Annotated in this window: 25 protein-coding genes; 17 read left to right on the forward strand and 8 right to left on the reverse strand. The window is 43.1% G+C overall.

The window, feature by feature from the left end; translation table 11 throughout:
• Positions 1–93: 93 nt before the first annotated feature.
• Positions 94–573, forward strand: a complete 480-nt coding sequence (locus NYE72_RS12770; RefSeq protein WP_036686314.1) for a transcriptional repressor — start codon at positions 94–96, stop codon at positions 571–573.
• Between the two features lie 69 nt (positions 574–642).
• Here NYE72_RS12770 and NYE72_RS12775 read toward each other — a convergent pair whose 3' ends face one another.
• Positions 643–1,323 (reverse strand): TIGR00266 family protein, encoded by a 681-nt coding sequence (locus NYE72_RS12775; RefSeq protein ID WP_036686316.1) that lies wholly within the window; start codon positions 1,321–1,323, stop codon positions 643–645.
• Between the two features lie 162 nt (positions 1,324–1,485).
• Here NYE72_RS12775 and NYE72_RS12780 point away from each other — a divergent pair, with 162 nt between their 5' ends.
• Together NYE72_RS12780 and NYE72_RS12785 are read left to right on the forward strand one after the other, a co-directional pair.
• Complete coding sequence (locus NYE72_RS12780) at positions 1,486–1,692, forward strand: hypothetical protein (RefSeq protein WP_036686317.1); 207 nt, start codon at positions 1,486–1,488, stop codon at positions 1,690–1,692.
• A 61-nt stretch (positions 1,693–1,753) separates the two neighbouring features.
• The gene (locus NYE72_RS12785) at positions 1,754–2,485 is read left to right on the forward strand and encodes a class I SAM-dependent methyltransferase (RefSeq protein WP_076275543.1); all 732 of its coding nucleotides are present in this window, start codon (positions 1,754–1,756) and stop codon (positions 2,483–2,485) included.
• Positions 2,486–2,509: 24 nt separating this feature from the next.
• On the opposite strand, the gene NYE72_RS12790 is transcribed toward NYE72_RS12785, so the two are convergent.
• Positions 2,510–3,328 carry an AraC family transcriptional regulator gene (locus NYE72_RS12790; protein WP_036686319.1) on the reverse strand — a complete coding sequence of 273 codons (819 nt, stop codon included), beginning with the start codon at positions 3,326–3,328 and terminating at the stop codon, positions 2,510–2,512.
• 277 nt (positions 3,329–3,605) lie between these two features.
• Here NYE72_RS12790 and NYE72_RS12795 point away from each other — a divergent pair, with 277 nt between their 5' ends.
• From NYE72_RS12795 to NYE72_RS12820, 6 genes are all read left to right on the forward strand, one after another.
• Positions 3,606–4,373 (forward strand): sugar phosphate isomerase/epimerase, encoded by a 768-nt coding sequence (locus NYE72_RS12795; protein ID WP_036686321.1) that lies wholly within the window; start codon positions 3,606–3,608, stop codon positions 4,371–4,373.
• Positions 4,366–5,463 (forward strand): Gfo/Idh/MocA family oxidoreductase, encoded by a 1,098-nt coding sequence (locus tag NYE72_RS12800; RefSeq protein ID WP_076275542.1) that lies wholly within the window; start codon positions 4,366–4,368, stop codon positions 5,461–5,463. The genes NYE72_RS12795 and NYE72_RS12800 overlap by 8 nt, the downstream gene beginning before the upstream one ends.
• A 22-nt stretch (positions 5,464–5,485) precedes the next feature.
• Positions 5,486–6,556, forward strand: a complete 1,071-nt coding sequence (locus NYE72_RS12805) for a Gfo/Idh/MocA family oxidoreductase (protein ID WP_038570443.1) — start codon at positions 5,486–5,488, stop codon at positions 6,554–6,556.
• A gap of 34 nt (positions 6,557–6,590) precedes the next feature.
• Positions 6,591–7,559: a sugar phosphate isomerase/epimerase gene (locus NYE72_RS12810; protein ID WP_038570445.1), complete on the forward strand. Its 969-nt coding sequence runs from the start codon at positions 6,591–6,593 to the stop codon at positions 7,557–7,559.
• Positions 7,547–8,536, forward strand: a complete 990-nt coding sequence (locus tag NYE72_RS12815) for an aminoglycoside phosphotransferase family protein (protein ID WP_052096991.1) — start codon at positions 7,547–7,549, stop codon at positions 8,534–8,536. Before NYE72_RS12810 ends, NYE72_RS12815 begins: the two co-directional genes overlap by 13 nt.
• A 72-nt stretch (positions 8,537–8,608) precedes the next feature.
• Positions 8,609–8,866 carry a DUF2164 domain-containing protein gene (locus NYE72_RS12820; RefSeq protein WP_036686326.1) on the forward strand — a complete coding sequence of 86 codons (258 nt, stop codon included), beginning with the start codon at positions 8,609–8,611 and terminating at the stop codon, positions 8,864–8,866.
• A 19-nt stretch (positions 8,867–8,885) separates the two neighbouring features.
• Here the strand turns inward: NYE72_RS12820 and fabV are convergent, their stop codons facing one another.
• Complete coding sequence (gene fabV / locus NYE72_RS12825; RefSeq protein ID WP_038570448.1) at positions 8,886–10,076, reverse strand: enoyl-ACP reductase FabV; 1,191 nt, start codon at positions 10,074–10,076, stop codon at positions 8,886–8,888.
• A 180-nt stretch (positions 10,077–10,256) separates the two neighbouring features.
• Between fabV and NYE72_RS12830 the strand changes: the two genes are divergently transcribed.
• The 4 genes from NYE72_RS12830 to NYE72_RS12845 all read left to right on the forward strand — a co-directional run bounded on the left by NYE72_RS12830 (position 10,257) and on the right by NYE72_RS12845 (position 14,689).
• Complete coding sequence (locus NYE72_RS12830; RefSeq protein WP_052096993.1) at positions 10,257–11,219, forward strand: aminoglycoside phosphotransferase family protein; 963 nt, start codon at positions 10,257–10,259, stop codon at positions 11,217–11,219.
• Between the two features lie 67 nt (positions 11,220–11,286).
• Positions 11,287–11,826 (forward strand): HXXEE domain-containing protein, encoded by a 540-nt coding sequence (locus NYE72_RS12835; RefSeq protein WP_036686330.1) that lies wholly within the window; start codon positions 11,287–11,289, stop codon positions 11,824–11,826.
• A gap of 139 nt (positions 11,827–11,965) precedes the next feature.
• Positions 11,966–13,033 (forward strand): ABC transporter ATP-binding protein, encoded by a 1,068-nt coding sequence (locus NYE72_RS12840; RefSeq protein WP_036686331.1) that lies wholly within the window; start codon positions 11,966–11,968, stop codon positions 13,031–13,033.
• Positions 13,034–13,222: 189 nt separating this feature from the next.
• Entirely contained in the window at positions 13,223–14,689 is a 1,467-nt protein-coding gene (locus NYE72_RS12845) for a glycoside hydrolase family 43 protein (protein WP_038570451.1), read from the forward strand.
• Positions 14,690–14,772: 83 nt separating this feature from the next.
• On the opposite strand, the gene fabF is transcribed toward NYE72_RS12845, so the two are convergent.
• On the reverse strand, positions 14,773–16,011 hold the full coding sequence (fabF, locus tag NYE72_RS12850) for a beta-ketoacyl-ACP synthase II (protein WP_038570454.1): 1,239 nt from the start codon (positions 16,009–16,011) through the stop codon (positions 14,773–14,775).
• A gap of 127 nt (positions 16,012–16,138) precedes the next feature.
• Between fabF and NYE72_RS12855 the strand changes: the two genes are divergently transcribed.
• Positions 16,139–16,999 carry a helix-turn-helix transcriptional regulator gene (locus tag NYE72_RS12855; RefSeq protein WP_038570458.1) on the forward strand — a complete coding sequence of 287 codons (861 nt, stop codon included), beginning with the start codon at positions 16,139–16,141 and terminating at the stop codon, positions 16,997–16,999.
• A gap of 60 nt (positions 17,000–17,059) precedes the next feature.
• Here NYE72_RS12855 and NYE72_RS12860 read toward each other — a convergent pair whose 3' ends face one another.
• Both NYE72_RS12860 and NYE72_RS12865 read right to left on the reverse strand, forming a co-directional pair.
• Positions 17,060–17,347: a hypothetical protein gene (locus NYE72_RS12860; protein ID WP_036686338.1), complete on the reverse strand. Its 288-nt coding sequence runs from the start codon at positions 17,345–17,347 to the stop codon at positions 17,060–17,062.
• 162 nt (positions 17,348–17,509) lie between these two features.
• Complete coding sequence (locus NYE72_RS12865) at positions 17,510–18,655, reverse strand: MFS transporter (RefSeq protein ID WP_339211828.1); 1,146 nt, start codon at positions 18,653–18,655, stop codon at positions 17,510–17,512.
• A 191-nt stretch (positions 18,656–18,846) separates the two neighbouring features.
• Here NYE72_RS12865 and NYE72_RS12870 point away from each other — a divergent pair, with 191 nt between their 5' ends.
• Positions 18,847–19,611, forward strand: coding sequence for an exodeoxyribonuclease III (locus NYE72_RS12870; protein WP_339212075.1), 765 nt, complete (start codon positions 18,847–18,849; stop codon positions 19,609–19,611).
• A 67-nt stretch (positions 19,612–19,678) separates the two neighbouring features.
• On the opposite strand, the gene NYE72_RS12875 is transcribed toward NYE72_RS12870, so the two are convergent.
• Entirely contained in the window at positions 19,679–21,118 is a 1,440-nt protein-coding gene (locus NYE72_RS12875; protein ID WP_339211829.1) for a serine hydrolase, read from the reverse strand.
• 87 nt (positions 21,119–21,205) lie between these two features.
• Complete coding sequence (locus NYE72_RS12880; RefSeq protein WP_339211830.1) at positions 21,206–22,342, reverse strand: VanZ family protein; 1,137 nt, start codon at positions 22,340–22,342, stop codon at positions 21,206–21,208.
• Positions 22,343–22,494: 152 nt separating this feature from the next.
• Between NYE72_RS12880 and NYE72_RS12885 the strand changes: the two genes are divergently transcribed.
• Both NYE72_RS12885 and NYE72_RS12890 read left to right on the forward strand, forming a co-directional pair.
• Complete coding sequence (locus tag NYE72_RS12885) at positions 22,495–22,842, forward strand: hypothetical protein (RefSeq protein WP_339211832.1); 348 nt, start codon at positions 22,495–22,497, stop codon at positions 22,840–22,842.
• Positions 22,843–22,945: 103 nt separating this feature from the next.
• Entirely contained in the window at positions 22,946–23,404 is a 459-nt protein-coding gene (locus NYE72_RS12890) for a hypothetical protein (protein WP_339211833.1), read from the forward strand.
• The last annotated feature ends 68 nt before the right edge of the window (positions 23,405–23,472 follow it).

Below are 23,472 nucleotides of genomic sequence, written 5' to 3' on the forward strand. Positions count from 1 at the left end.
AACGATTACTATTTATGGTTTGTCCAAACTGCATAAATAGGAGCGTCTCAGAGGGTACGGATGTTAAATCGTTCCGGGAAGGTAGGAGACCAAATGGATCAAATATCAAATATCAGTCAATTGTTTGCGGCGCAAAAATATAAATTAACGCCTCAGCGTGAAGCTATAGTGAACGTTCTGCTCGACAATGAGAAGGATCATCTAAGCGTAGAAGAAGTATATATGCTTGTTAAGAACAGCTATCCACATCTGGGCCTGGCAACGGTATACCGTACACTTGAGCTTTTATGTGAGCTACACATTGTAGAGAAGATGAACTTCGGAGACGGAGTTGCCCGTTACGATTTGCGCGGGAACGATCATTCGCATATGCATCATCATTTGATATGCAGCGTATGCGGTCGGTTGGAGGAAATTAAGGATGACTGGCTTGTGGAGCTGGAGAGAAGAGTGGAACGTGAATATGGCTTTAACGTCACGGATCACCGCCTTGATTTCAAGGGTACTTATGGAACATGTAAACGTACAGGCTGCAAAAAAGCAAAAGCAGAAGCAGATAAAGCAGTCTCGTAAGATCGCTTTCTAACCTAAAGACACAGGCTCCAAGCCTGTGTCTTTTTTGATTACTGCGTTTTAGGAAGTCTAGCTTCGAGTAGGTACAAAGGATTTGATCCACGTTCCGAAGCTGCCAGGGTTACGGCTCTGAACGAGAATTACACCTTCTCCACGAAAGCGGCACACAAGTGCTTCACCACTGGTTATGCTGTTTAGCCAGCCAGAGGCTGCCTTTTCTACCTTATAGTCCATATAATCTGGCCATGCTACGAGGTGTCCGTTATCGATAATCATTTCTTCACCAGGTCCTAAATTAATCGCATGGATAGCACCGAAGGAAGACAGGAACACCGTTCCTCTGCCACTGATTTCTACAATGAAGAAGCCTTCACCGGAGAAGAGCCCTCTGGTTAAATTCTGCATTTTGGTATTTACTTGAATGCCTTCAGTTCCGGCGAGAAATCCGTCTTTTTGAACTAACAGTTTATACGATCCGTCTAATTCTATCGCCTGAATATCGCCGAGTGAGCCAGGTGACAGCAATACCTCACTTTGACCACGGGTCGCTCTAAGTTCTTGAAAGAAGAATTTCTCACCGCTCAGCATTCTCCCGAGACCGCGCATTAAACCACCATCCACGGTTCCTTTTAATTCTACGTTAGGTGACATCGCGACCATTGCGCCCATTTCAGCCTTTACGCTTTCACCGGGATTTAGTTGGACCTTTAACATAGCAAAAGCACCTTCATACAAAACCTGGTAATTCATCCTTTAAACCTCCGCATCTATTTAGATAAGATAGAATACTAGCTTTGCTCTAAGTGTAACGGAATTCTTGCTTCGCTCATAGTCTGGAATATGTTAAAATGAAGTTGTCTTATAGATGTAAGATCAATAATCATTCACCCATGAATAGGAGAGTGGTGTCACATGGCACGAACCAAGACACAAAAAGCCTTGCGTAAGGCAGAGCGCTCCGGAGCCTGGTGCGCAGCACAAAGTCGTAGATCGAATAGTGATTATGGAGCCATTTCACAGCATGTACGGTTAACACCAAGCAAGCAGGAACAATTGAATAAGAATAGATATAAGGGGCAGATCTTCCAAGATGATGCTCCTTTTTTATTGGCTATTTGATAAGAGAACGTCGCTCAGCGTATAGTAATTGAAGAAATAATATATAGGAGATGTATCCCAGATGAAACAAAATAAATATGACGATTCGAATTTCTTCTCAGCTTACCAACAAATGCCTCGATCTATCGGAGGGCTTGCAGCAGCAGGAGAATGGCATGTATTAAAGGCGCTTCTTCCAGACTTACATAATAAAAGTGTGCTTGATCTAGGCTGCGGCTTCGGCTGGCATTGCCTATATGCCCGTGAGCAGCAGGCGAGTTCAGTTATAGGTGTGGATATCTCTGAAAAAATGCTGCAACAGGCGCGTGAAAAAACGAACGATCCTGCTATAACTTATATCCAGCTGCCGATTGAGGACATTGATTTTACGAGCGAGCAATTTGATGTGGTCCTCAGTTCATTGGCTTTCCACTATATTGAATCTTTTACAGCCATCTGCCGCAAAGTCCATGCGTTTCTTAAGCCTGGTGGGAGTTTTATTTTTTCAGTGGAGCATCCTATCTTTACTTCACGGGAAGAGCAAGACTGGTATACCGATGAACAAGGTAACCGCCTGCATTGGCCCGTAGATCATTATCAATCAGAAGGACTTCGTGAAACTAAATTCTTAACAGAAAATGTGATTAAATACCATCGCACGATTTCCACCTACTTTAATGACCTGATTGAAGCTGGCTTTACTATTAAAGCGGTTAAAGAACCAAAGCCTTCAGAAGAAATGAGTAATGATCCATGGATGAAGGATGAGGAGCGTAGACCGATGTTCCTGATCATTTCGGCTGTAAAAGAATAATTTTTCATTCTCATGTTTCTTCATTTACACCTGTTCTCTGCTGTGCACACGATATTCTCTTGGTGACATACCAAAACGGCTTCGGAAGACGCGGTGAAAATAGGTATAGTTCGCAAAACCACAAGTTTCTGCTACTTGCTCCAGCGGCATGGGACTGAAGGTTATCCGTTCTCTGGCCATTTCCAGTCGGACATCGTTTACATATTTAATAATACTGGTCCCAAAGGCTTCTTTAAATAAATGAACGGCTCGCGAGACGGATATACCCACAAAACCTGCTACATCCTCCAATAGAAAGGGTACGGTTGCGTGCTCCTCAACATATTGCTTCATTCGGTATGCCAAATAACCTTTTGGAGTAATTGCTGGCTGGTCTGTAATTAGCCGGTCGATTTCCATACATAGAATTTGCAGATAGCAGGCAGATATTTCTGGAGAGAAGTCGGAAAGTCGACGGTGCTCCAGAATTAACTGGCGAAACAAGCCAAGAAAATTCTCACTAAGCGGCACACTTAGGCGAGTGGGTCTTTGTGAACGTTGCCACCATTCATCAATCCATGTTCCCCCGCAAAAAATATGATAATCTCCGCTTTCAATTCGTGGCTTGCCTACAGGGTACTCTTCTTTATCTATGATCAAATAGTAAGGATCATTTGGAGCGAATAACATAATATCCCCGCTTTCCACAGGTGACATCACACCATCGATCAATGCACGGCTTCTTCCTTCCGTTTGCAGACGTATAAGAAAGTTCTGGTTCCCTTGACTTTGAGACATATGAAAAGGCTTGCGATGAAAAGAAAATCCGGCTGATAATACGTGACAGGTAGCAGAATGAGTCATAGGTCCTCCTAGGTGTATTGAAATGATAAGCAGATTGTTCATGTTTTAATCATATTCTTCATTTTAATATATACGCTTTCATATTACTATGTAGCTAAGCAATAAAGAAAGAAATCGACCATCAACGCTAGAAACAGTCGGTATTAGCTGTGCTTACAAGAATGACAGTTTAAGGAAACTGATGAGAATCAGATTAGTCAATTCTGTTACAGCATTATTGTTCAAGTGATTATCACTACAGAAAGCTAACTTTAAATCCAATTGGAGTGATTCGAAAATGCTGAAGATAGGCCTGCAATTGTATACGCTCAGAGAAGAACTGGAACAGGATTTTGAAGGGACACTGCGTAAAGTGGCAGCCCTTGGTTATAAAGGCGTGGAGTTTTTCCATTACTTCGGCCGTAGCGCAGCAGAAGTCAAACAACTGCTTGATGAACTAGGATTAGTTGCGCTGGGCGCACACCGTCCCTATGACGCGTTGTTAAATGATACAGAGGCAGAGATTGCGTACAACCTAGAGATTGGAAATCATAATCTGATTGTGCCGTATCTGTCAGAAGAACAACGTAACTATGAAGAAGTTGCTGCGAATCTGAAGATCATTGGAGAAAAGTGCAAGGCGCGTGGAGCGGTTCTTTTGTACCATAATCATGACTTTGAGCTAACTGATCGATATGGTGACCGTACAGCGTTTGACGGTTTGTTTGAAGAAGTGCCAGCTGATTTGCTGCAAGTTGAAATGGATACATGCTGGGTACATCACGCAGGTTATGATGCCGTAGAATATATCAACAAATACGCTGGCCGGTTGCCGATCATCCATCTGAAAGATTTGAAGAAACATGAGGATGGTTCACCAGAAACGGTTGTTCTAGGCGAAGGAGAAGTAAACCTTACAGCAATTCTTGATGCGGCTGTACAGGCAAAGGTAGAGTGGGCGGTAGTGGAGCAGGATTATTGCAGCCGTTCACCATTAGAAAGTGTAGAAGATAGTTTGAAATGGGTAAAAGCATACGCTAATCAAGGGGGAAATGTTCATGTCTAAAAAGTTGAGAATTGCTATTGTCGGTTGCGGTGGAATTGCTAATGGAAAACATATGCCAAGTTTGTCACGTCAAGCAGATGCTGAAATGGTAGCCTTCTGTGATATCGTCGAAGAACGTGCACAGGAAGCAGCAAAAACCTATGGTGCTGAAGGCGCGGCTGTATATACAGATTATCAAGAGCTTTTGAAAGCCGGAGGATTCGATATCGTGCATGTATGTACACCGAATGACAGTCACTCCGTGATCACAATCGCAGCATTGGAAGCTGGCAATCATGTAATGTGTGAGAAGCCTATGGCGAAGACTACAGCTCAAGCACAGGAAATGTTAGAGGCTGCTAAACGTACAGGCATGAAATTGTCTGTAGCTTATCAAAACCGTTATCGTGCGGATAGTGAATACCTTAAAGACGTTTGCGAAAACGGTGAGCTTGGTGAAATCTATTATGCAAAAGCGATCGCAGTACGTCGTCGTGCGGTTCCTACATGGGGCGTATTCCTGGATGAAGAAAAGCAAGGTGGGGGTCCACTGATCGATATCGGTACGCATGCGCTTGATCTAACATTATGGATGATGGACAATTATAAACCGCGTAGTGTTATGGGCTCGACTTTTCATAAGCTAGGTAACCGTAAAAACGGCGGAAATGCCTTTGGTCCATGGGACCCTGAACAATTTAAAGTAGAAGATTCAGCATTTGGATTTATTACCATGGAAAATGGTGCTACAATTGTACTGGAATCAAGCTGGGCTCTTAATGTATCGGAATTTGGAGAAGCGAAGACGATCCTCGCAGGTACAGAGGGTGGCGCAGATATGAAGGACGGGTTACGCTTAAATGGTGACCGTGGTGGCCGTCTATACGAGACTAAAATTGACTTGTCCGCAGGGGGAGTAGCTTTCTTTAACGGAGGACAAGAGAGTGAATCCGATCGTGAAGCTCGCTTGTGGCTTGAGGCAGTTAGGGAAGATAAAGAACCAGTAGTTAAACCTGAACAAGCCCTTGTCGTTACCCAAATTTTGGAGGCTATTTACGAATCTTCCCGTACAGGTCGTGCTGTGTATTTTGACGGAACATCAGATAACTAAACGAGAAGCAGGTGTGAAGTTCATGAGTTCAAACAGACATTCTGTAGTCATTGTTGGTTTTGGAGGAATGGGAAGTTATCACGCAGGATTGATAAAAGAGACCTCTACCTTAATCGTAGTTGGAACGTACGATGTGCTTGAAGCACGTCGTACCAATTCCAACGACGCTGGCTACAAGGCGTACCAAAGTTATGAAGAAGTATTGGCAGATTCTTCGGTCGAAATTATTCTAATTGCCACACCGAACGATGTGCACAAAGAAATTGCGATTCGTGCATTACAAGCTGGCAAACATGTCATTTGTGAGAAGCCAGTTACTCTATCGAAGGTTGAATTTCAAGAAATACTGGCAGCCGCTGATGAAGCTGGACGTGTGTTTATGGTGCATCAGAACAGACGTTGGGATGAAGATTTTTTAACCATCAAAAAAATGTACGATGAGGAGACGATTGGATCCCTATTCCAGATCGAATCCCGCGTGCATGGAGCGAACGGAATTCCTGGAGACTGGCGTCATGTTAAGGCACAAGGCGGAGGGATGCTGCTGGATTGGGGCGTTCACTTATTGGACCAGCTATTATTCATGATTGATAGCAAAATCACCAGTGTGAGCAGTAGTCTAAGCTTTATTTTAGGAAACGATGTCGATGACGGCTTTGAAGCTATTCTGCAATTTGAGAATGGAATTAAAGCGATCGTAGAGGTTGGGACGACTAACTTTATTACATTGCCAAGATGGTATGTGAAGGGTATCGAAGGCACTGGAATTATTGAAGACTGGTCATTAACCGGAAGATTGGTGACAAGAAATAACGCAGGTGAAAAAATCGAACCGAAGCCGATTCGTGCAGGTGTAGGACTAACTAAAACTATGGCACCTCCATCGGAGGGGGCAACGATCACTGAGGAATTACCTCAGCCGTCGGAGTTAAGCTCTAGCTTTTATGATAATTTCGCTGCTGTCATTGAGGGTACTGCAGAACCTATCGTTAAGAACGCTGAGGTTATGCGGGTACAGAATTTGATTGAAGTTATTTTTGAAGCTGCTGAGAGTAATCAAGTGGTGAAGAATTTTGATATCTACGGTAAATAATAAGTAAACTATTTCCAAGAGGAGGTGGCCTACAATGAAACTTGGAGTATTTATGGTCTTGTTTGGAGGTCGTAAGCTGGAGGATGCTCTTGATTATGTAGTATCCAAAGGGCTAAAGGCGGTAGAAATCGGTACGGGAGGCAATCCTGGCAACAGCCACTGCGACCCTAAAATGCTGCTGGAGAATGAAACAGCCTTACAAGAATTCAAACATGCTGTGGAATCTCGCGGACTTACAATCAGTGCTTTGAGCTGCCACGGTAACCCATTGCACCCGCAAAAAGAACTTGCTCAAAAGGATCATGAGGATTTCGTAAACTCGGTCAAATTGGCGCAGAAGCTAGGGGTTCCGGTTGTGAATACCTTCTCTGGATGTCCTGGAGATCATGAGGGTGCTAAATATCCGAACTGGCCTGTAGCTCCATGGCCAAATGATTATCAAGAAATTCTGGACTGGCAATGGGAGAACAAGGTTATTCCTTATTGGAAAGAATGGGGTGCCTTTGCCGCTCAGCATGATGTAAAGGTAGGTCTTGAGCTGCATGGCGGATTCTCTGTTCACACACCAGGTACTCTGCTACGGCTGAGAGAAGCAGCAGGTGAAGTGATCGGTGCGAACCTTGATCCGAGTCACATGTGGTGGCAAGGAATTGATCCTGTGCAAGCGATTCATATTTTGGGACGCCAAGGTGCAATCCATCACTTCCATGCGAAGGATACCGTTATCGATCCTGTGAATGTCAATATGCACGGATTAACTGATATGCAGTCGTATACCAAGATGCTTGACCGTGCTTGGCAGTTCCGTTCTGTCGGCTTTGGACATGATCTTAAGACTTGGGCTGACATTATTAGTGCACTTCGTTTGGTTGGGTATGACTATGTGGTTAGTATCGAGCATGAAGACGGGCTGATGTCTGTTGAAGAGGGTTTCTCCAAAGCTGTAAGTAATCTTCAACAAGTATTGATTGAGGAGCCACTGACAGAAATGTGGTGGGTTTAAACGAAATGGAGAGCTTCACGAAAGTTAAATTAAATGATGAACAGCTGGATATTTTGGTGAAAGCGGTTTTCGGTTCAGAAACTGTGATTAACCTAAGTTCAGAGCTTACGGGAGGCTTTTTTAATACAGCCTATGATTTGGAACTCAGCACTGGGAAATCTGTCATTCTAAAGGTTGCCCCTGCTGTAGAGACAGATACGTTAAGTTACGAGAAGAACATTATGCGAACTGAAGTGGAAGCTCTCCGAATGGTTGCAGATAAGGGTGTCGTGCCCGTACCTGCCGTCTACCATTATGATGAAAGTCTGCTGCTCATTCCTATTCCGTATTTCTTTATGGAGAAGGTGGAGGGCCAGCCCTACAGTGACGTGAAGGAGAGTCTTTCACTTCCGGAGAGAGACGCTATCGAAACTGAGCTGGGGCGTTACAATCGCATAATCAATGAGCTACGCGGAGAACGTTTTGGCATTTTTGGAACGGATTCAGAGGAGCCAAGAGCCTCGTGGAGAGAGACCTTTTCATGCCTGATGGAAAGTGTACTTGCTGATGCCAAGAGGCTGAATGCACAGCTCCCTGCGTCCAGTGAAGAGATTATGCAGGAGGTTTCCAAGTATCTCCCTGCATTAGATGCTGTAACCGAGCCACGACTGGTGCATTGGGATTTATGGAATGGGAATGTATTTGTGAAGGATGGAGTCATCGTATCGCTGATTGACTGGGAGAGAGCCCTATGGGGTGATGTGCTGATGGAGTATTATTTTAGGCATTTTGAGAATTCTTCCAGTTTCTATAAGGGGTACGGAACAACCTACGACAGTCCGAACGAGATTCAGCGGAAGAAGCTGTATGATCTTTATCTTGATCTTATTCTTGCTATCGAATGTTATTCACGCAAATATGCAGACGAAGGTTATGTCCGTTGGACGCATGATAACTTGACTGAGGGTTGGAACCGTTTTAAAAGCAGCAGTGAATGAAGGTTATAGGTGTAAAAAATGACGTGCGAAAGCACGTCATTTTCCTATATCTAATTAGATTGGAGGATTACTATGCAGCCGTTAAAAATACCGAGAGAACATAAGCTTCAGATTACAGCTAGTATTCAAGAATATTTTGATACAGAGCTGTCCAGTGAAATTGGGCAATTAGCCAGCGAGAACCTTCTCGATTTTATGCTTAAAGAACTTTCACCTTATATTTACAATCAAGCGTTGGCAGATGCACGTAAAATGATTGAGCAAAAGATGATTTCTCTGGAAGAGGAAATGTATGCTCTCGAACAACCCTTATCCTCAGGCAGAAGATAATCTAAAAACACGATAATTTTTAGCGCAGATTTATAACAGTTACATCTGGATCAGTGTCAGCTTCGTAATCTACACCTTCTGTCTCGAATCCAAATAGCTGGAAGAATTCCTGTTTATAGCTATGCAGATCCGTTAGGGCGTAGATATTGTCTGAAGTGAGCTGGTCCCAGATTTCGATAACTTCTTGCTGGACTGCCGGAGACAATTCCCAATCATCTATACGGATACGACCTTCTTCATCCACAGGAGTTCCTTTCGCTGCATAGAGATGTTCAGCAAACAACCGATAGGTCTGCTCAATACAACCTTCATGAAGACTGTGCTCTTTCATGACTTTGTAAAGGGCGGAAATATAGAGGGGCACTACAGGAATCGCCGAGCTGGACTGTGTGACAAGACCTTTTGTGACCGCTACATAAGCTCTACCGTGAGTAACAGATAACGCTTCGTTAAGTGTTCTCGCCGTAGCTTCAAGATGGTCTTTAGCAAGTCCAATGGTTCCCTGGCGATATACCGCTTGAGTAAGCTCTGATCCGATATACGAATAAGCAATAGTGGTTGCGTGATCTGCTAATACTCCGGCTTGCTGGAGTGCTTCTATCCATAGCTGCCAATCATCACCGCCCATCACCCGTACGGTATCATGAACTTCCTTATCGGTCGCGGGTTCAATGGAGATTTGACTTACCTCACCGGTGTGAAAATTTACAGTTTTGTTGGTAAAGGTGTCGCCAATAGGTTTGAGAACAGAGTTATATACTTCACCTGTCTCCGGATCTGTACGGCGCCCAGAAGCAACACTGTAGATGACCAAATCGACTTGTCCTAATTCGCTGCGGATCAGCTGAATCGTTTTTTCTTTGGTCTCTTTGGAGTATGCATCTCCGGTAACGCTGTAGGATTGCAGGCCTGCAGACTCCGCAAGTTGTTCGAAGGCTGCAGAATTGTACCACCCAGCAGAGGCTGTACGGGTTCCATTGCTGCTGCTCGGCCGATATACGCCTACTGTGCTGGCTCCAGCCCCAAAGGCGGCTGTAATCCGTGAGGCGAGGCCGTAGCCTGTGGATGCGCCAATGACTAGCACCTTCTGTGGTCCTTTGATCTCGGGTTGTGCCTTAATATACTCAATTTGCCGCTCGACTTGACGAGCGCAGCCTTGCGGATGTGCGGTTGTACATATAAAGCCACGTGTTCTAGGTTTTATGATCATAATAATAGTTTCCTCTCTTTCATGAAAAGCAGCTAATGATACGTGTTATTTCTAATTTTAACAATTTTCATTCCAATGGAGAAGGATTGTTTATCTTTCTTGTATCAAATACAATAAATCCTGGGCTTTTAAAAGGTTGGATTTTTGCATTTTTACTTAACTCTGTATGGTGGTGAAGTCTTGGAAAGTCAGACTAAAACAAAATTGACGGTTGAGCAGCAGGACATCCTGGTGGGTGCTGCTTTTGGAAGCCATGTGAAAATCATTCAAAGTACGGAATTGACGGGAGGTTATTTCAACGCAGCTTATGACCTTCTATTGTCAGATGGCAGGGCTACGATTCTTAAGATATCGCCATCTGATGAGACAGACACGCTAAGTTACGAGCACGATATCATGGCTACAGAGGTTGCGGCAATGCAGCTAATGAAGTCTAAAGGAACGGTACCTGTGCCTGAGGTATACGCTTATGATAACAGCAGAAATTTAATATCGAGTGACTTTTTTTTCATGGAGAAAATAATCGGCCAGCCCTATAATGAAATTAAGGAAGAGCTTAGTCCGCAGCAAAGAAGTTGTATTGAGGAAGAATTAGGTCGTTATAGCCGGATTATTAATGAAATTCAAGGGGATCATTTCGGATTATTTAATGTATCCTCGAAGATAAAGGGGACTTCTTGGCGGGAAACCTTTCAAAATTTAATTGGCAACCTCCTTGATGATGCTCGGCGATTAGATGCAAAGATGCCCATTCCTTTAGAAACGATTGAGGCGGAGATCAACAGCCGTATACATGTGATGGATGTGGTGACTGAGCCACGTTTAGTTCACTGGGATCTATGGGATGGGAATGTGTTTGTACGAGAGGGAAGCATTGTTGCTTTAATCGATTGGGAACGGGCGTTATGGGGCGATCACCTTATGGAATATTATTTTCGCTATATTGAGAATTCTGAGTATTTCTGTAGAGGTTATGGGGACAGCTTTGATAGCCCTAATGAATGTGCACGCAAAAAGCTCTACGACTTATATATCGATTTAATTTATTTCATTGAGTGTTATTCGCGTAAATACGATAGCCAAGGCCATTTCCAGTGGGCACATGATAATCTGCTGGAAGGTTGGGACCGTTTCATGGGTTAGGACATTTTCAGCAAGATCACAACATGAGAAGGTAAGGAGGCTGAGTAGGAGAAGGGAGAGGATTCACATGTTTGAGTGGCTAAGTGTACATATAGATATCGTAAGTTTGCTGTGGCTGTTGCCGATCCTATTTATGTTTCATGATTTTGAAGAAATATTAACGATTGAAGCATGGGGTGCAAAGTATAGAACCAAGTTAGAGGCTGCAATTCCTTCGTTTATGCGCAAGACATATCATTCGATGTTACAAATGACTACACGTAATTTTGCAATGGACGTATTATTCGTGTATATTTTGATAGTGACGGTAACTTGTATTGCAGTTTTCTTTTCTAATTATTTATTGTACCTGGCAGTGCTTGCGGTATTTTTCTTACATGTATTTACTCATCTAGGACAGACGATATATTTAAAGGTATATGCACCAGGGGTAGTTACAGCAGTACTAGTAGTTCTTCCCTATTCTCTTTATGCGTATTATCGACTATTGAATGACAACTTGGTATCCCTTGGAGATATCGGATGGTCTCTACTGTTAGTTCTTTTGCTGCTTCCGCCAATATTGTGGTTGTTAGTGAAGAATAGAGCTCGCATTAAACAGAACTAGTACATAAGGCTGCTGCTGGCCATATCTTTTTCAGAAAAATCTTGACTAGAACCCTTAGAACTAGATAAAATAATACTTATTGCTTACAACTTGGTGAGAATCATTATCATAATTGACGAGGAAATGAGAGGGTGACAAGATGGAGCGCCTTTTAGAGGTAAAAGATCTAGCGATATCATTCAAAACACACGGTGGAGAAGTACAAGCGATCCGTGGTGTTAGCTTCCATGTAGATAAAGGTGAAACTCTAGCGATTGTTGGGGAATCCGGTTCCGGTAAAAGTGTAACTTCACAAGCGGTAATGAAGCTAGTTCCAACGCCGCCAGGAGAATATAAACGTGGACAAATTTTATTTGATGGACAAGATTTGATCGGTAAGACTGAAAAGCAAATGCAGAAGATTCGTGGTAAAGAGATCGGTATGATTTTTCAGGATCCGATGACTTCCTTGAACCCGATGATGAAGGTCGGCAGACAAATAACTGAAGTACTGCACAAACATGAGAAAATCTCCAAAGAAGCTGCAAATAAACGTGGGATTGAGCTGCTTACGCTAGTAGGTATTCCTTCACCAGAGCGCCGCTTCAATCAATATCCACATGAGTTCAGTGGCGGTATGCGTCAACGTGTCGTTATCGCAATGGCACTTGCAGCAAACCCAAAGCTTCTGATTGCGGATGAGCCAACTACAGCGCTCGACGTAACCATTCAGGCACAGATTCTTGACCTGATGAAGGAATTACAGAAGAAGATTGATACGGCGATTATTTTTATCACCCATGATCTTGGTGTTGTAGCAAGAATGGCGGATCGTGTAGCGGTAATGTATGCCGGACAAATTGTTGAAATGGGAACTGCAGAAGAGATCTTCTACGATCCAAGACATCCTTACACTTGGGGATTACTTGCATCCATGCCAAGTCTTGAGAGCAAAGGTTCTTTGCTTACCGCGATTCCTGGTACACCTCCAGATTTGATCAAACCGCCTAAGGGTGATGCCTTCGCACTTCGCAGCACCTATGCTATGCAAATAGATATGGAGAAAGAGCCTCCAATGTATAAGGTTTCGGATACCCATATGGTGAAATCTTGGCTAATGCATCCGATGGCTCCTAAGGTGGAACCACCAACAGTTGTTAAGAATAGACAACGTGTGCTTAAGAACGCTTATCCAGAGCCTGTTTTAGTGCAAGAAGGCGCTAAGTAAGCAACTTGTTTTAACTAAATAATAAGAGGAAACGTTAGGCCATTTAGTTGGCTTAGCGTTTTTTTTATTTTCTAAAATGTTCACTATTATTTAAATAAGTATGAATTAATACGAACTTAATTAAATAAAAGGGTTGACTATTTATCGTTTTCATCTCAAAATGAAAAGGCATACATAGGGGGTATAACGATGAAGAAGATAATTATTACTACTTTACTTAGTATTTCATTATTAGCTGTAACCGCATGCAACAACGACACGGCTAACTCTGGCAACACAAACAGCGGACCTGAGCCTGTTCAGCCTGTCTTTAAAAATGTTTCTGTACATGATCCATCCATTATTTTGGCTGATAATAAGTACTATGTGTTTGGCTCTCATTTGGCTTCTGCTAAATCCGACGACCTGATGTCCTGGACTCAATTGTCCTCTGGAGTTGTTGATGGAAACGTACTCATCCCGAATGTCAAAGAGGAATTAAAAGAGGCCTTAACCTGGGGAAAGACGGACACCTTATGGGCTCCGGATGTCATTCAATTGGCGGATGGCAAATATTATATGTATTACAACGCTTGTAAAGGCGATTCCCCATTATCAGCACTCGGTATAGCCGTGTCAGACCATATTGAAGGACCTTATAAGAACAAAGGGATCTTTCTGAAGTCCGGTATGGTGGGCGCAGGGGATGACGGAGAAACTTATGATGCCACACAAAAGCCGAATGTTGTAGATCCGGATGTGTTCTTTGATAAAGAAGGCAGATTGTGGATGGTGTATGGTTCTTATTCTGGTGGTATTTTTATTATGGAACTGGATACAAGCACAGGATTCCCACTGCCAGACCAAGGTTATGGCAAAAAGCTTCTAGGCGCAAATCATGCGCGGATAGAAGCTCCCTATATGCTGTACAGTCCTGAGACGGATTACTACTATCTGTTCTTATCCTACGGAGGTCTGGCTGCAGATGGCGGATATAACATCCGTGTAGCTCGCTCGAAGACACCTGATGGACCTTTTGAAGATTCTGAGGGCCAGGATATGATCCATTCACAGGGCACAGCTGGCGTATTGTTTGATGATCCTGCTTATGCTCCTTACGGAGTTAAACTCATGGGGAATTTCGAATTCCTGAATAATGACGATGAGCTCCCAGTAAGTGGGGAAGGATATGTATCACCAGGACATAACTCCGCATTTTACGATGAAGAGACTGGCAAGTATTATTTGATCTTCCATACACGGTTCCCGAATCGTGGTGAAAAGCATGAGGTTAGAGTACATCAAATGTTCATGAACGCTGATGGCTGGCCGGTGGTCGCACCACACCGTTATGGCGGCGAGACCATTGATAAATATACGAAAGAGCAAATCGCAGGCGAATACAAATATGTAAATCATAATAAAGAGATTACGGCTGATATCGTGCAATCAGAGCTAATTCAATTGACGAAGAGTGGTAAAATCAAAGGCGCGGTTAAGGGCAAGTGGAAGCTTATCGACGATCATACTGCGGAGTTAACAATAGGTGGTTCTACTTATAAGGGTGTGTTCCTGAAAGAGTGGAATGAAGCTACAGCCAGTAATGTTATGACGTTTACTGCGGTTTCTAATGAAGGAATCTCTATCTGGGGAAGTCATGTATCACCTTCGGAATAAGCTTTTGTAAAGGATTAACAGCAGAAGGGGTTTCAACTAGTCGTGTTAAATGGCTAAGTTGAAACCCCTGTTATAATGTAAGATCAGTCTTCAAACTTACGGATTACAATAACAGCATTATGGCCACCGAAACCAAATGAATTGGAGATGCCTATTTCGAGATTAGCTTTTCGTGCAATGTTAGGTACGTAATCCAAATCACAGATGGAATCAGGCGTGTCCTGATTGATGGTAGGAGGAATGATCCCTTCTTGGATACTCTTAACTAACGCAATGGCTTCTAAGCCGCCAGCGGCCCCCAAAGCATGTCCAGTCATGGACTTATTAGCGGTTACGGGGATGTGGTACGCATGCTCGCCAAATAATTTTTTAATCGCTAGTGTTTCAGAGTGGTCTCCTACTACTGTACTTGTCGCGTGTGCGCTGATTACATCTACATTGTGAGGCTGGAGATTAGCTTCATTTAGCGCTAACTTCATAGCTTGATAGGCACCAATTCCCTCTGGATGAGTGGCAACCATATGATAAGCATCAGAGCTAGCACCATACCCGATCACTTCGCCGTGAATCTTGGCGTTTCTACGCTGAGCATGGGAGAGTGACTCTAGAATGACTATGCCGCCGCCTTCACCGATTACAAAGCCATCCCGTTCTCCATCGAAAGGACGACTCGCTTTCGTAGGCTCCTCATTTCGTGTAGATAAAGAGGTGGCATTCCCAAAGCTGGCCAGCGAGATGCCAGTAATAGCAGCTTCAGAACCCCCGGCTATAACGATATCCGCACCGCCATAACGAATTAAACGGAAAGCCTCGCCAATCGCAGTATTGCCAATAGAACAAGCTGTTACTGGAGACATGGTCGGGCCGAGAGCTCCAAATTTAATGCTGATCATTGCCGCAGCCATATTGGAGATCATCATGGGAATTAAGGTAGGGCTAACTCGATCAGGACCACGATCCTTCAGGACCGTACCTTGATCCATCAAGGTCTGAATTCCTCCAACGCCAGATCCTACATAAACGCCAAGTCTCTCCTTGTCAATCTTATCAAGCTGGAGATCAGAATGTTTCCAAGCCTCTTCAGTAGCTGCGAGGGCAAACTGACTGAATCTGTCCATTCGGCGTGCCTCTTTACGGCCAAATCTGCCCTCTGCATCGAAATCACGTACTTCGCCAGCAATCCTCGTCTTAAAACCTGTTGTATCAAATGAAGTAATCGGGGATATACCCGACTCACCAGAAATTAGCCGATCCCAAAATTGCCCGATTGTATTCCCAAGTGGTGAGATTAAGCCCATGCCTGTAATCACTACGCGTTCCATAATGAACCTCCTCAGCTAGTGTATACTAGTATTTTTTCATTTTATTTATCCTATTACAAGTTATCGTTTATCCTAGTATAATTTGTACTATACTAAAGGAACAGGAATCCCAAAGTGGAGGTAGCTTATGGCTAATCAAACAAGATTACAAGCATTATCCGATTTTTTGAAAGCACGTCGTGCGGCCATTTCACCAAGCTCTGTAGGCTTGCCGGAAGGCGCACGCAGAAGAACGCCAGGACTCCGCAGGGAAGAGGTTGCACAGCTTGCAGGGGTAAGCAGCACCTGGTATACGTGGCTTGAACAAGGCAGAGATATAAAAGTCTCGTCATCTGTTTTGGACTGTATTGCCACTGCACTTAGGCTGACTAAAGATGAGCGGAAGTATCTTTTTGCACTGGCTTTAGAAACTGGAACTGGAACCACACCCTACCCGCAAGATGAATCTTCTGTAATTAGTCCTTCGCTGCAGAAAATTTTACAGGAACTCAAATATTGTCCTACGATAATTTCTGATAGACGTTGCGGGATCGTCGGTTGGAATGATGCTGCCGCGCATGTTTTTCTTGATTTCTCAAAGCTGCCCATCGAAGAGCGGAATATGATCCGATTGTTATTTGTTCGTAAGGAGTTCAGACGCTTAGCGGTGAATTGGGAACAGTTCGTCAGCGGTTATCTTTCTATCTTCAGAGCGTATTACGGACAGTATGTAGAGGATTATTGGTATGATGAATTTATAGAGGAATTGAAAGAATTGCATCCGGCTTTTAATGAGATGTGGGAGCAAAGTCGGGTTAGTTCGGCCCCGGATGTGTTACTAGAATTCAGACATGCCAAGGCGGGGAAAATGTTATTTCATCTTACCTCTTTGCAGGTTCATGGCAGTGCCGATTTACGATGCAGCATCTATACTCCTGCGGGAGATTCGAATACTGAAACCAAGCTAAAGCAGCTTATGGAGCAGCATACAATAGAAGGATTAAGCTAGATTCACATAGAGAAGCATCCCTAGCTGAACTTTCAGCTAGAGATGCTTAATACTACACTATTAGAAATCTGATGTTGAAATTTCAATAGTTCCGAATGTGGTGCCAGCAGGAGTGCTTAAGAGTGCAGCTACCAAAAGGGCATGAACTGCAAGCGTAAGGCTATTGAACGCTGGAATCGTGTATGTGATAACTGGAGCATTCACACGAGTGATTACTAAATCTACTGGGAAGTTGGAGTTATTGTTCACAGTAACAGCAGCGTTAATACCACCTGCAAGGTTTTCATAATAAGATTTACCAATGACAGGGGCTAAATTGAAATATTGAATCGGTAATACGATGGCCATAGTAACGACCTCCTTTTCGTTTGATAGGATATTCTATGTTGAAAATCTATTAATGCTAGAGCGAATGCCATGGTGAATTAGCACTTTTTGATAGAAAAAACCGGGGATGTCCTATAGCCATTTAGAAAGTGGCTGGGACAACCCCGGTTTATTTTGGTACACTTAATTCGTTTTTTTTCGATAAAACAGATACAGTATCAATCCGAACAGCATGCCGACAAACGACATCGCGGAGATCGTTAAGTAAAGAGCTTTACCCCCAAAGGCATCATATAATGCCCCGCCAGCATAAGAAGCCAGGATACCTGATACACCGAAGAACAACAGTGCAAGTACGGTCTGGCCTGTAGCACGCCATTCCTCGGGTACAATACTGTACAGGTATTGAATAGCAGCCGAGTAGAACACAGGGAAGGTAAGAATTTGTAGAATCTGCAAATAGGCTAATAAGTGTGGATCAGTGATCCAAGCTGAAATAAAGAAACGAAGGAAATAGAAGCCTCCGGAAATCGATATGATGATCAGTTCTTTTCCTTTACGCAACCACCAGAAGCTTAATGCAAAGACAATGATTTCACTTATTGCCGCGAGGAAAAACGATTGGCCTACCAATTGAGGACTGCCACCAAGCTCACGAATATAAACTCCAATAAATGTATCGTTCATTCGTGCGGGTACAGAGCTAATAAATATGAGCACCAGAAACATCAATGTCTTTTTGTTGCCAAAAAAGTGCTTGAGGCTATCCAGCGTGACCGGCTTACCTGTGACGGGGGCATCTGGCATGTTCCAGCTTACTATAAAGCTTATAAGGCAAATGGCAACAAACAGAAGAGCAATTCCATGAGAGCCGAAAAAACCAAGCACATAGCCAGTAATCAAAGCCATTACACCATAACCTAGCGCACCATATGTACGGATAGAACCATAGCTAATTCCAGCCGCCTCAGAGACTCGGAAATTCAAGCTTTCTGTCAGCGGATCAATGGGCATCAAGAAGAAATACAGCAGCATAGCAAAAAGAATGAGAACAGCATAACTGCTGGAATCGAACAAAAAGTATCCGGTCACCGCTGAGCATAACAGCAGAGCTAACAGCACTTTGCGGATGGTTTTTGTTTTATCACTAATCATCCCCCATAAAGGTTGAGCAATGATGGTAACAAAACCACCAGTTCCAATAATGAAGCCGATTTGTGATGGGCTTAGACCTTGTTCACTTAGATAGACTGGCAGAAAGGGAATAAACATGGCCAGCAGAGCAAAATACAAAAAGTTAAACCCTCGTAAAAGATTTGGTGCATTCATAAGTTTTTTTACCTCACGTGTTAGAAAATTTGTATAGAGTCAATTTTGCTATTGTATCATGGATAGTAAATGATTAGGATATAAATCTATTCGCGGAATTGCTCAAGATGACCCTAATCCTCTATAAATTTCTGGTCATTATATGATAAACTGGTTACTATCAAAGCAAAATGCAAGGAGAAACGTTAATGATAAAGTTGGTATCATGGAATGTGAATGGCCTTCGGGCCTGTGTGAAAAAAGGGTTTGATGAATATTTTAAGGAAGTAGAAGCAGATATTTTCTGTGTTCAGGAGACAAAGCTGCAAGAAGGGCAGATTGTTCTGGAACAGGGTGAAGAATACAATCAATATTGGAATTATGCAGTGAAAAAAGGGTATTCAGGCACAGCTATATTCACCAAAATCAAGCCGATCTCTGCGAGATACGGAATGGAAGAGGATGAAGAAGCGGAAGGCCGGATTATTACGCTGGAGTTCGAACATTTTTATCTAGTGAATGTGTATACACCAAATGCCAAACGAGATCTGGCTAGATTGGATTACAGAATGGAATGGGAGGACCGCTTCCGCAATTACCTTCTGGAACTGGACAAGCTAAAACCAGTCGTTGTATGCGGCGATATGAACGTAGCCCATCAGGATATTGATATCAAAAATGCTAAAGCTAACCGCGGAAACTCTGGCTTTACCGATGAAGAAAGAGGAAAAATGAGTACGCTGCTGGAGTCCGGCTTCATAGATACCTTTAGATATTTTCATCCAGAGCTTGAAGGCGTTTATTCATGGTGGTCTTATATGCCGAAGGTGAGAGAACGGAATGTAGGCTGGCGGATTGATTATTTCCTAGCTTCTTCTAGACTTGCACCTAATCTGCTGGATGCCCAAATTGATTGCCACATTTTGGGGAGCGATCATTGCCCGGTCATCCTCAAGCTTGCTGATTTCACTGACTAGGATCGAATATTTAAAAGGCCGCTAAGTCTCTTTAAAGGACGAAGCGGCCTTTTTTATTCATTAAGAATTATAGTCTGCCAATGATCTCAGGGAATTCAGTCGGTCCCATATTCACATTAAACTTTTGTTTAAGAATTAGCTGCTTCTCTAGTAAGATTATTTCAAGAGTTATGCAAAAAGGCATTTCAATAAACAATAAAGTGAGCTGCAGCTGATCATCAGTAACCCAAGTAAAGCTGGACATGATTCGGTTTAAGGAAGCATCAATGACCTGTGCGAAGCTTTCGAGCCATTCCCCTCGACCAAGACGGATCACAGACTCCTCTCCAATCTTGGATTGGAAAGTAACTGCAGCTTCGTTGTTATTGAAAAAGATAGAGAAGGTGTCCAAGGCAAATTGGTTGTCATCGAGCTTATAGGTTAAGCCGTTTATTCTTTCTTCTTGTGATGAAGAGGGCTGCAGTTGTGGCGGTTGGATAGATAGATTCTTTAATTGTTCAACCAAGTGGGCAGAAGCAGCAGGTTCTAATGGCAAGGGAGCTGGCTTCATCGCGGGAAGCAGATGTTCCCACACAGCATTCAACATTCCTTGTATACTGTCTGATGCAGCAGTAGTAATAATTACGGCATCTTGCTCCGGAAGCACGACACAGAGTTGACCGAAGGCGCCATCTGCCCGGTAGGCACCGTGCTGGCATTGCCAGAACTGATACCCATATCCCATTGCCCAGTCATGATCACCATCGCCATTGGAAATATGTTTTGAAGTAGCCTCATTAATCCATTTTTCAGGCAGTACCCGTTGATTATTCCAGATTCCTTTTTGTAAGTATAGCTGGCCGAATTTAGCGATATCCTCGGTTGTAATGTTTAAGCCAAATCCCCCTGTGTTAATTCCGCGTGGACAAGACTCCCACGTTGCACCGTGAATGCCCAGAGGAACGAAGAGGCGTGGTTCTAAATATTCTAGCAGTGTTTGGCCAGTAACCCGTTGTAGGATTGCGGCCAGCATGTAAGTAGCACCGGTATTATATAGGAAATGTGTACCTGGTTGTTTCTCGACTGGGACGGAGAAGAAAGCTTTCACCCAATTCCCGTCGGCACTTTTGCGAAGTGTGTCCATAGTATCCACGACATGCCCGGTACCCATCATCAATAGATGTCTGATTGTCATATTAGACAGGTTCTCCGTGATAGTCGAAGGAGCCTCTTCAGGGAAAAAGGAGAGGACAGAATCATCGAGTGTAATAAGTTTCTCAGTAACAGCAAACCCGATTGCGGTTGAGGTGAAACTTTTGCTAAGGGAAAATAACATATGCGGAAGAACGGACCTGTAAGGAGCCCACCAGCCTTCAGAGACTACATAACCATGTCGTAGTAGCATAAAGCTGTGCAGGCCTAAATTTTGTTCCTCTACTGCATTAATAAAGCTGGATATTGCAGTTGATGAAATCCCCTGTTCTTCTGGAAGACTTCTAGATAACTGCAAACTGCTTGTAGTTTCCATACGCTCATCTCCTAAATTTTGAGAATGCTCACCTCCTAATTCTATAATAATTTCCAATGTAAAAATACCATTTATATAATAACTTGTTTAGCTTTCTACAGGGCTGTTGCTGGATACATCAGATTGGAGCCGTTTCTCTGGCCAAGAAATAACATGAGAAGTTCGACTTAGTTTCTCATATATTAGTTGAGTTTCTTTTTTGAATATACTAATGACTAAATGAATAAAGAAAGCCAAGTCTATCAATAGAACAAACAGATGAATAAGCATATTCCATACGGAGGAAAGATGCCCTAGAAGGGCGGAATCAAGCAAAAGAGCGTGAATCCCAAGCAGCACCCAATATAGCAGGCCATATCTGATCATCAGAGCCCAGAAAAAAGCATGATTCCCGCTGCTCTTCACCCGAATCCGCACCATCCATTTCCCTATGGTCCGTCCGCCCGTGAGAGCTGGAACAAGCATGAAGTAAATACCAGTTATAATCCAGAAGGCAGCTTTTATATCGAATCCGAAGAGTATCCCAAACCCGATGCTCCACACCATACTATCGATTAGAAAAGCTATTCCTCTGCGGGTATAGGAGACTCTTTTGGCTGAGCGGTCAATGTTTGTATCCAGTTGTTCTATACGTGGCAATAGCCCGGAGATCCAAATGGAAATTCGAAATCCAAAAATCCCTCCGATTGTGTTGGTAATGAGATCATCGACATCAAAAAGACGGTAAGGATGATCGAAGAAACCATAAATTCCTGTAATCTGCGTGATCTCAAAGGACAAAGAAAAGGCAAAGGATAGTAGAATGCACACGACCCAGCGGGTACGAAAATAATAGCCCAGAAACATTCCAAACGGTACGGTTAATGCAACGTTAAAAATGACCTGTAAAAATGCAGGCTCACGCAGTAATGACCAGTAGGTCGAGATTTGATCAGGGATGATCGACGATCCATCCACAATATCCTGAATAAACTGGAGGGGAATGAATTGGACGATACTCCCAGAAGGTGCAGCATTGTGCCGGGAGGATGGAAAAGGAAGCAAGACAAGAAAATAAGCGTTCATCAGATAGAGCAGCAGCAGATATAGGATTAAAGCTCTAAGCTTATGTATATAGCCATGTCTGCGGTATTGTACGATAAGAAAAGGTAGTGTGAAGAACAGCGCTGCTATTGGAAACATCATGAACGCATACGAAATTGGAAAAAAGTACGAATGAAACATAAGTCACCTGCCGTGGAATTGTTTTTATAAGAAATTTGACTCTACTTGGAAATTAGCTATCCCCGGCTCATTATAAGTTTTTATGATAGGGAACTCAACTAATTTATCGAACGTTTCCGGCATACATATGTCTATGAAGGAGCGTGAAGTGGATGGAGAAAAAGGTTCAGCAGTATTATCGGCTCAAGCAAAAGCAAAAAGATATTGAAAAAGAATTGGCCGAGCTTCGTCAGGATATTTTAAATTATTGTAGTGAGCAGGAAACCACCGAGACTGAAATTGGCAGCTATAAAGTGAAGCTGGTCGTGCAAAACCGCAAAGAATATGATGATGCAAAGTTATATGAGACCTTATCGGACCCTGAAGTGTGGCGTTTGCTCTCCAAATCAGATCCGGCAAAGGTGGCAAGCTTGATCAAGTTGAATGTAATTTCAGAGGATAAAATCATGCATACTTATGCTTTGAAGACAGTGACACTGTTACAGGTGGATAAAAAATAGGGGTTGAAGTGAGCGGTTCCTCGCGGGAGCCGCTTTATTTGCCTGATAACTGTCCAGATTAAGGGAATATGTTACAGTATTAGGGTAGAAGGGAGGTTGAATAGTGAAAAAAATAATCATCGGAGGCGTCATGGGCTTAACGATTTTACTTTTTTTCTTCTTTATTTTGCAGCATAATAATCAATCACTTGAGGTGAAACCGGAAGTTCTGTTCCCAACAGCGGAATACAGGGTGACTGATAGTAGTGCTCCAGGATTACCTATGCTTATAACTGCTGAAGGGGCGAATGTTATTAAGATACAGGCTACGTCCGGCAATTTATTGTTATGGAACCCCCCTGACTACAAGGTGCATAACAAAGGTCTTGAGCTGAAAATCAAATCTGGAGATCAAATTTATTGGAGTCCAATGGATGGAAAGAATAAACAAATAGATGAGCCTCAGGATACCAAGATCATAGTGATTGCTTACCATAATGATAAGCAGATCGGAACGTCCATTGTAGAGATTCATAAGAATGATCTAGGTGTCTATACAGGGGAAATACCTGAAGTGAAGTAACTGAGAATCTAAATCGAATCGCAACTATCCTCGTTTTGCGTTAAAATAAGAAGTGAAGCTGACCGAGT

The organism is Paenibacillus sp. FSL L8-0333 (genome assembly GCF_037965665.1).
Taxonomy (GTDB): domain Bacteria; phylum Bacillota; class Bacilli; order Paenibacillales; family Paenibacillaceae; genus Paenibacillus_AQ; species Paenibacillus_AQ odorifer.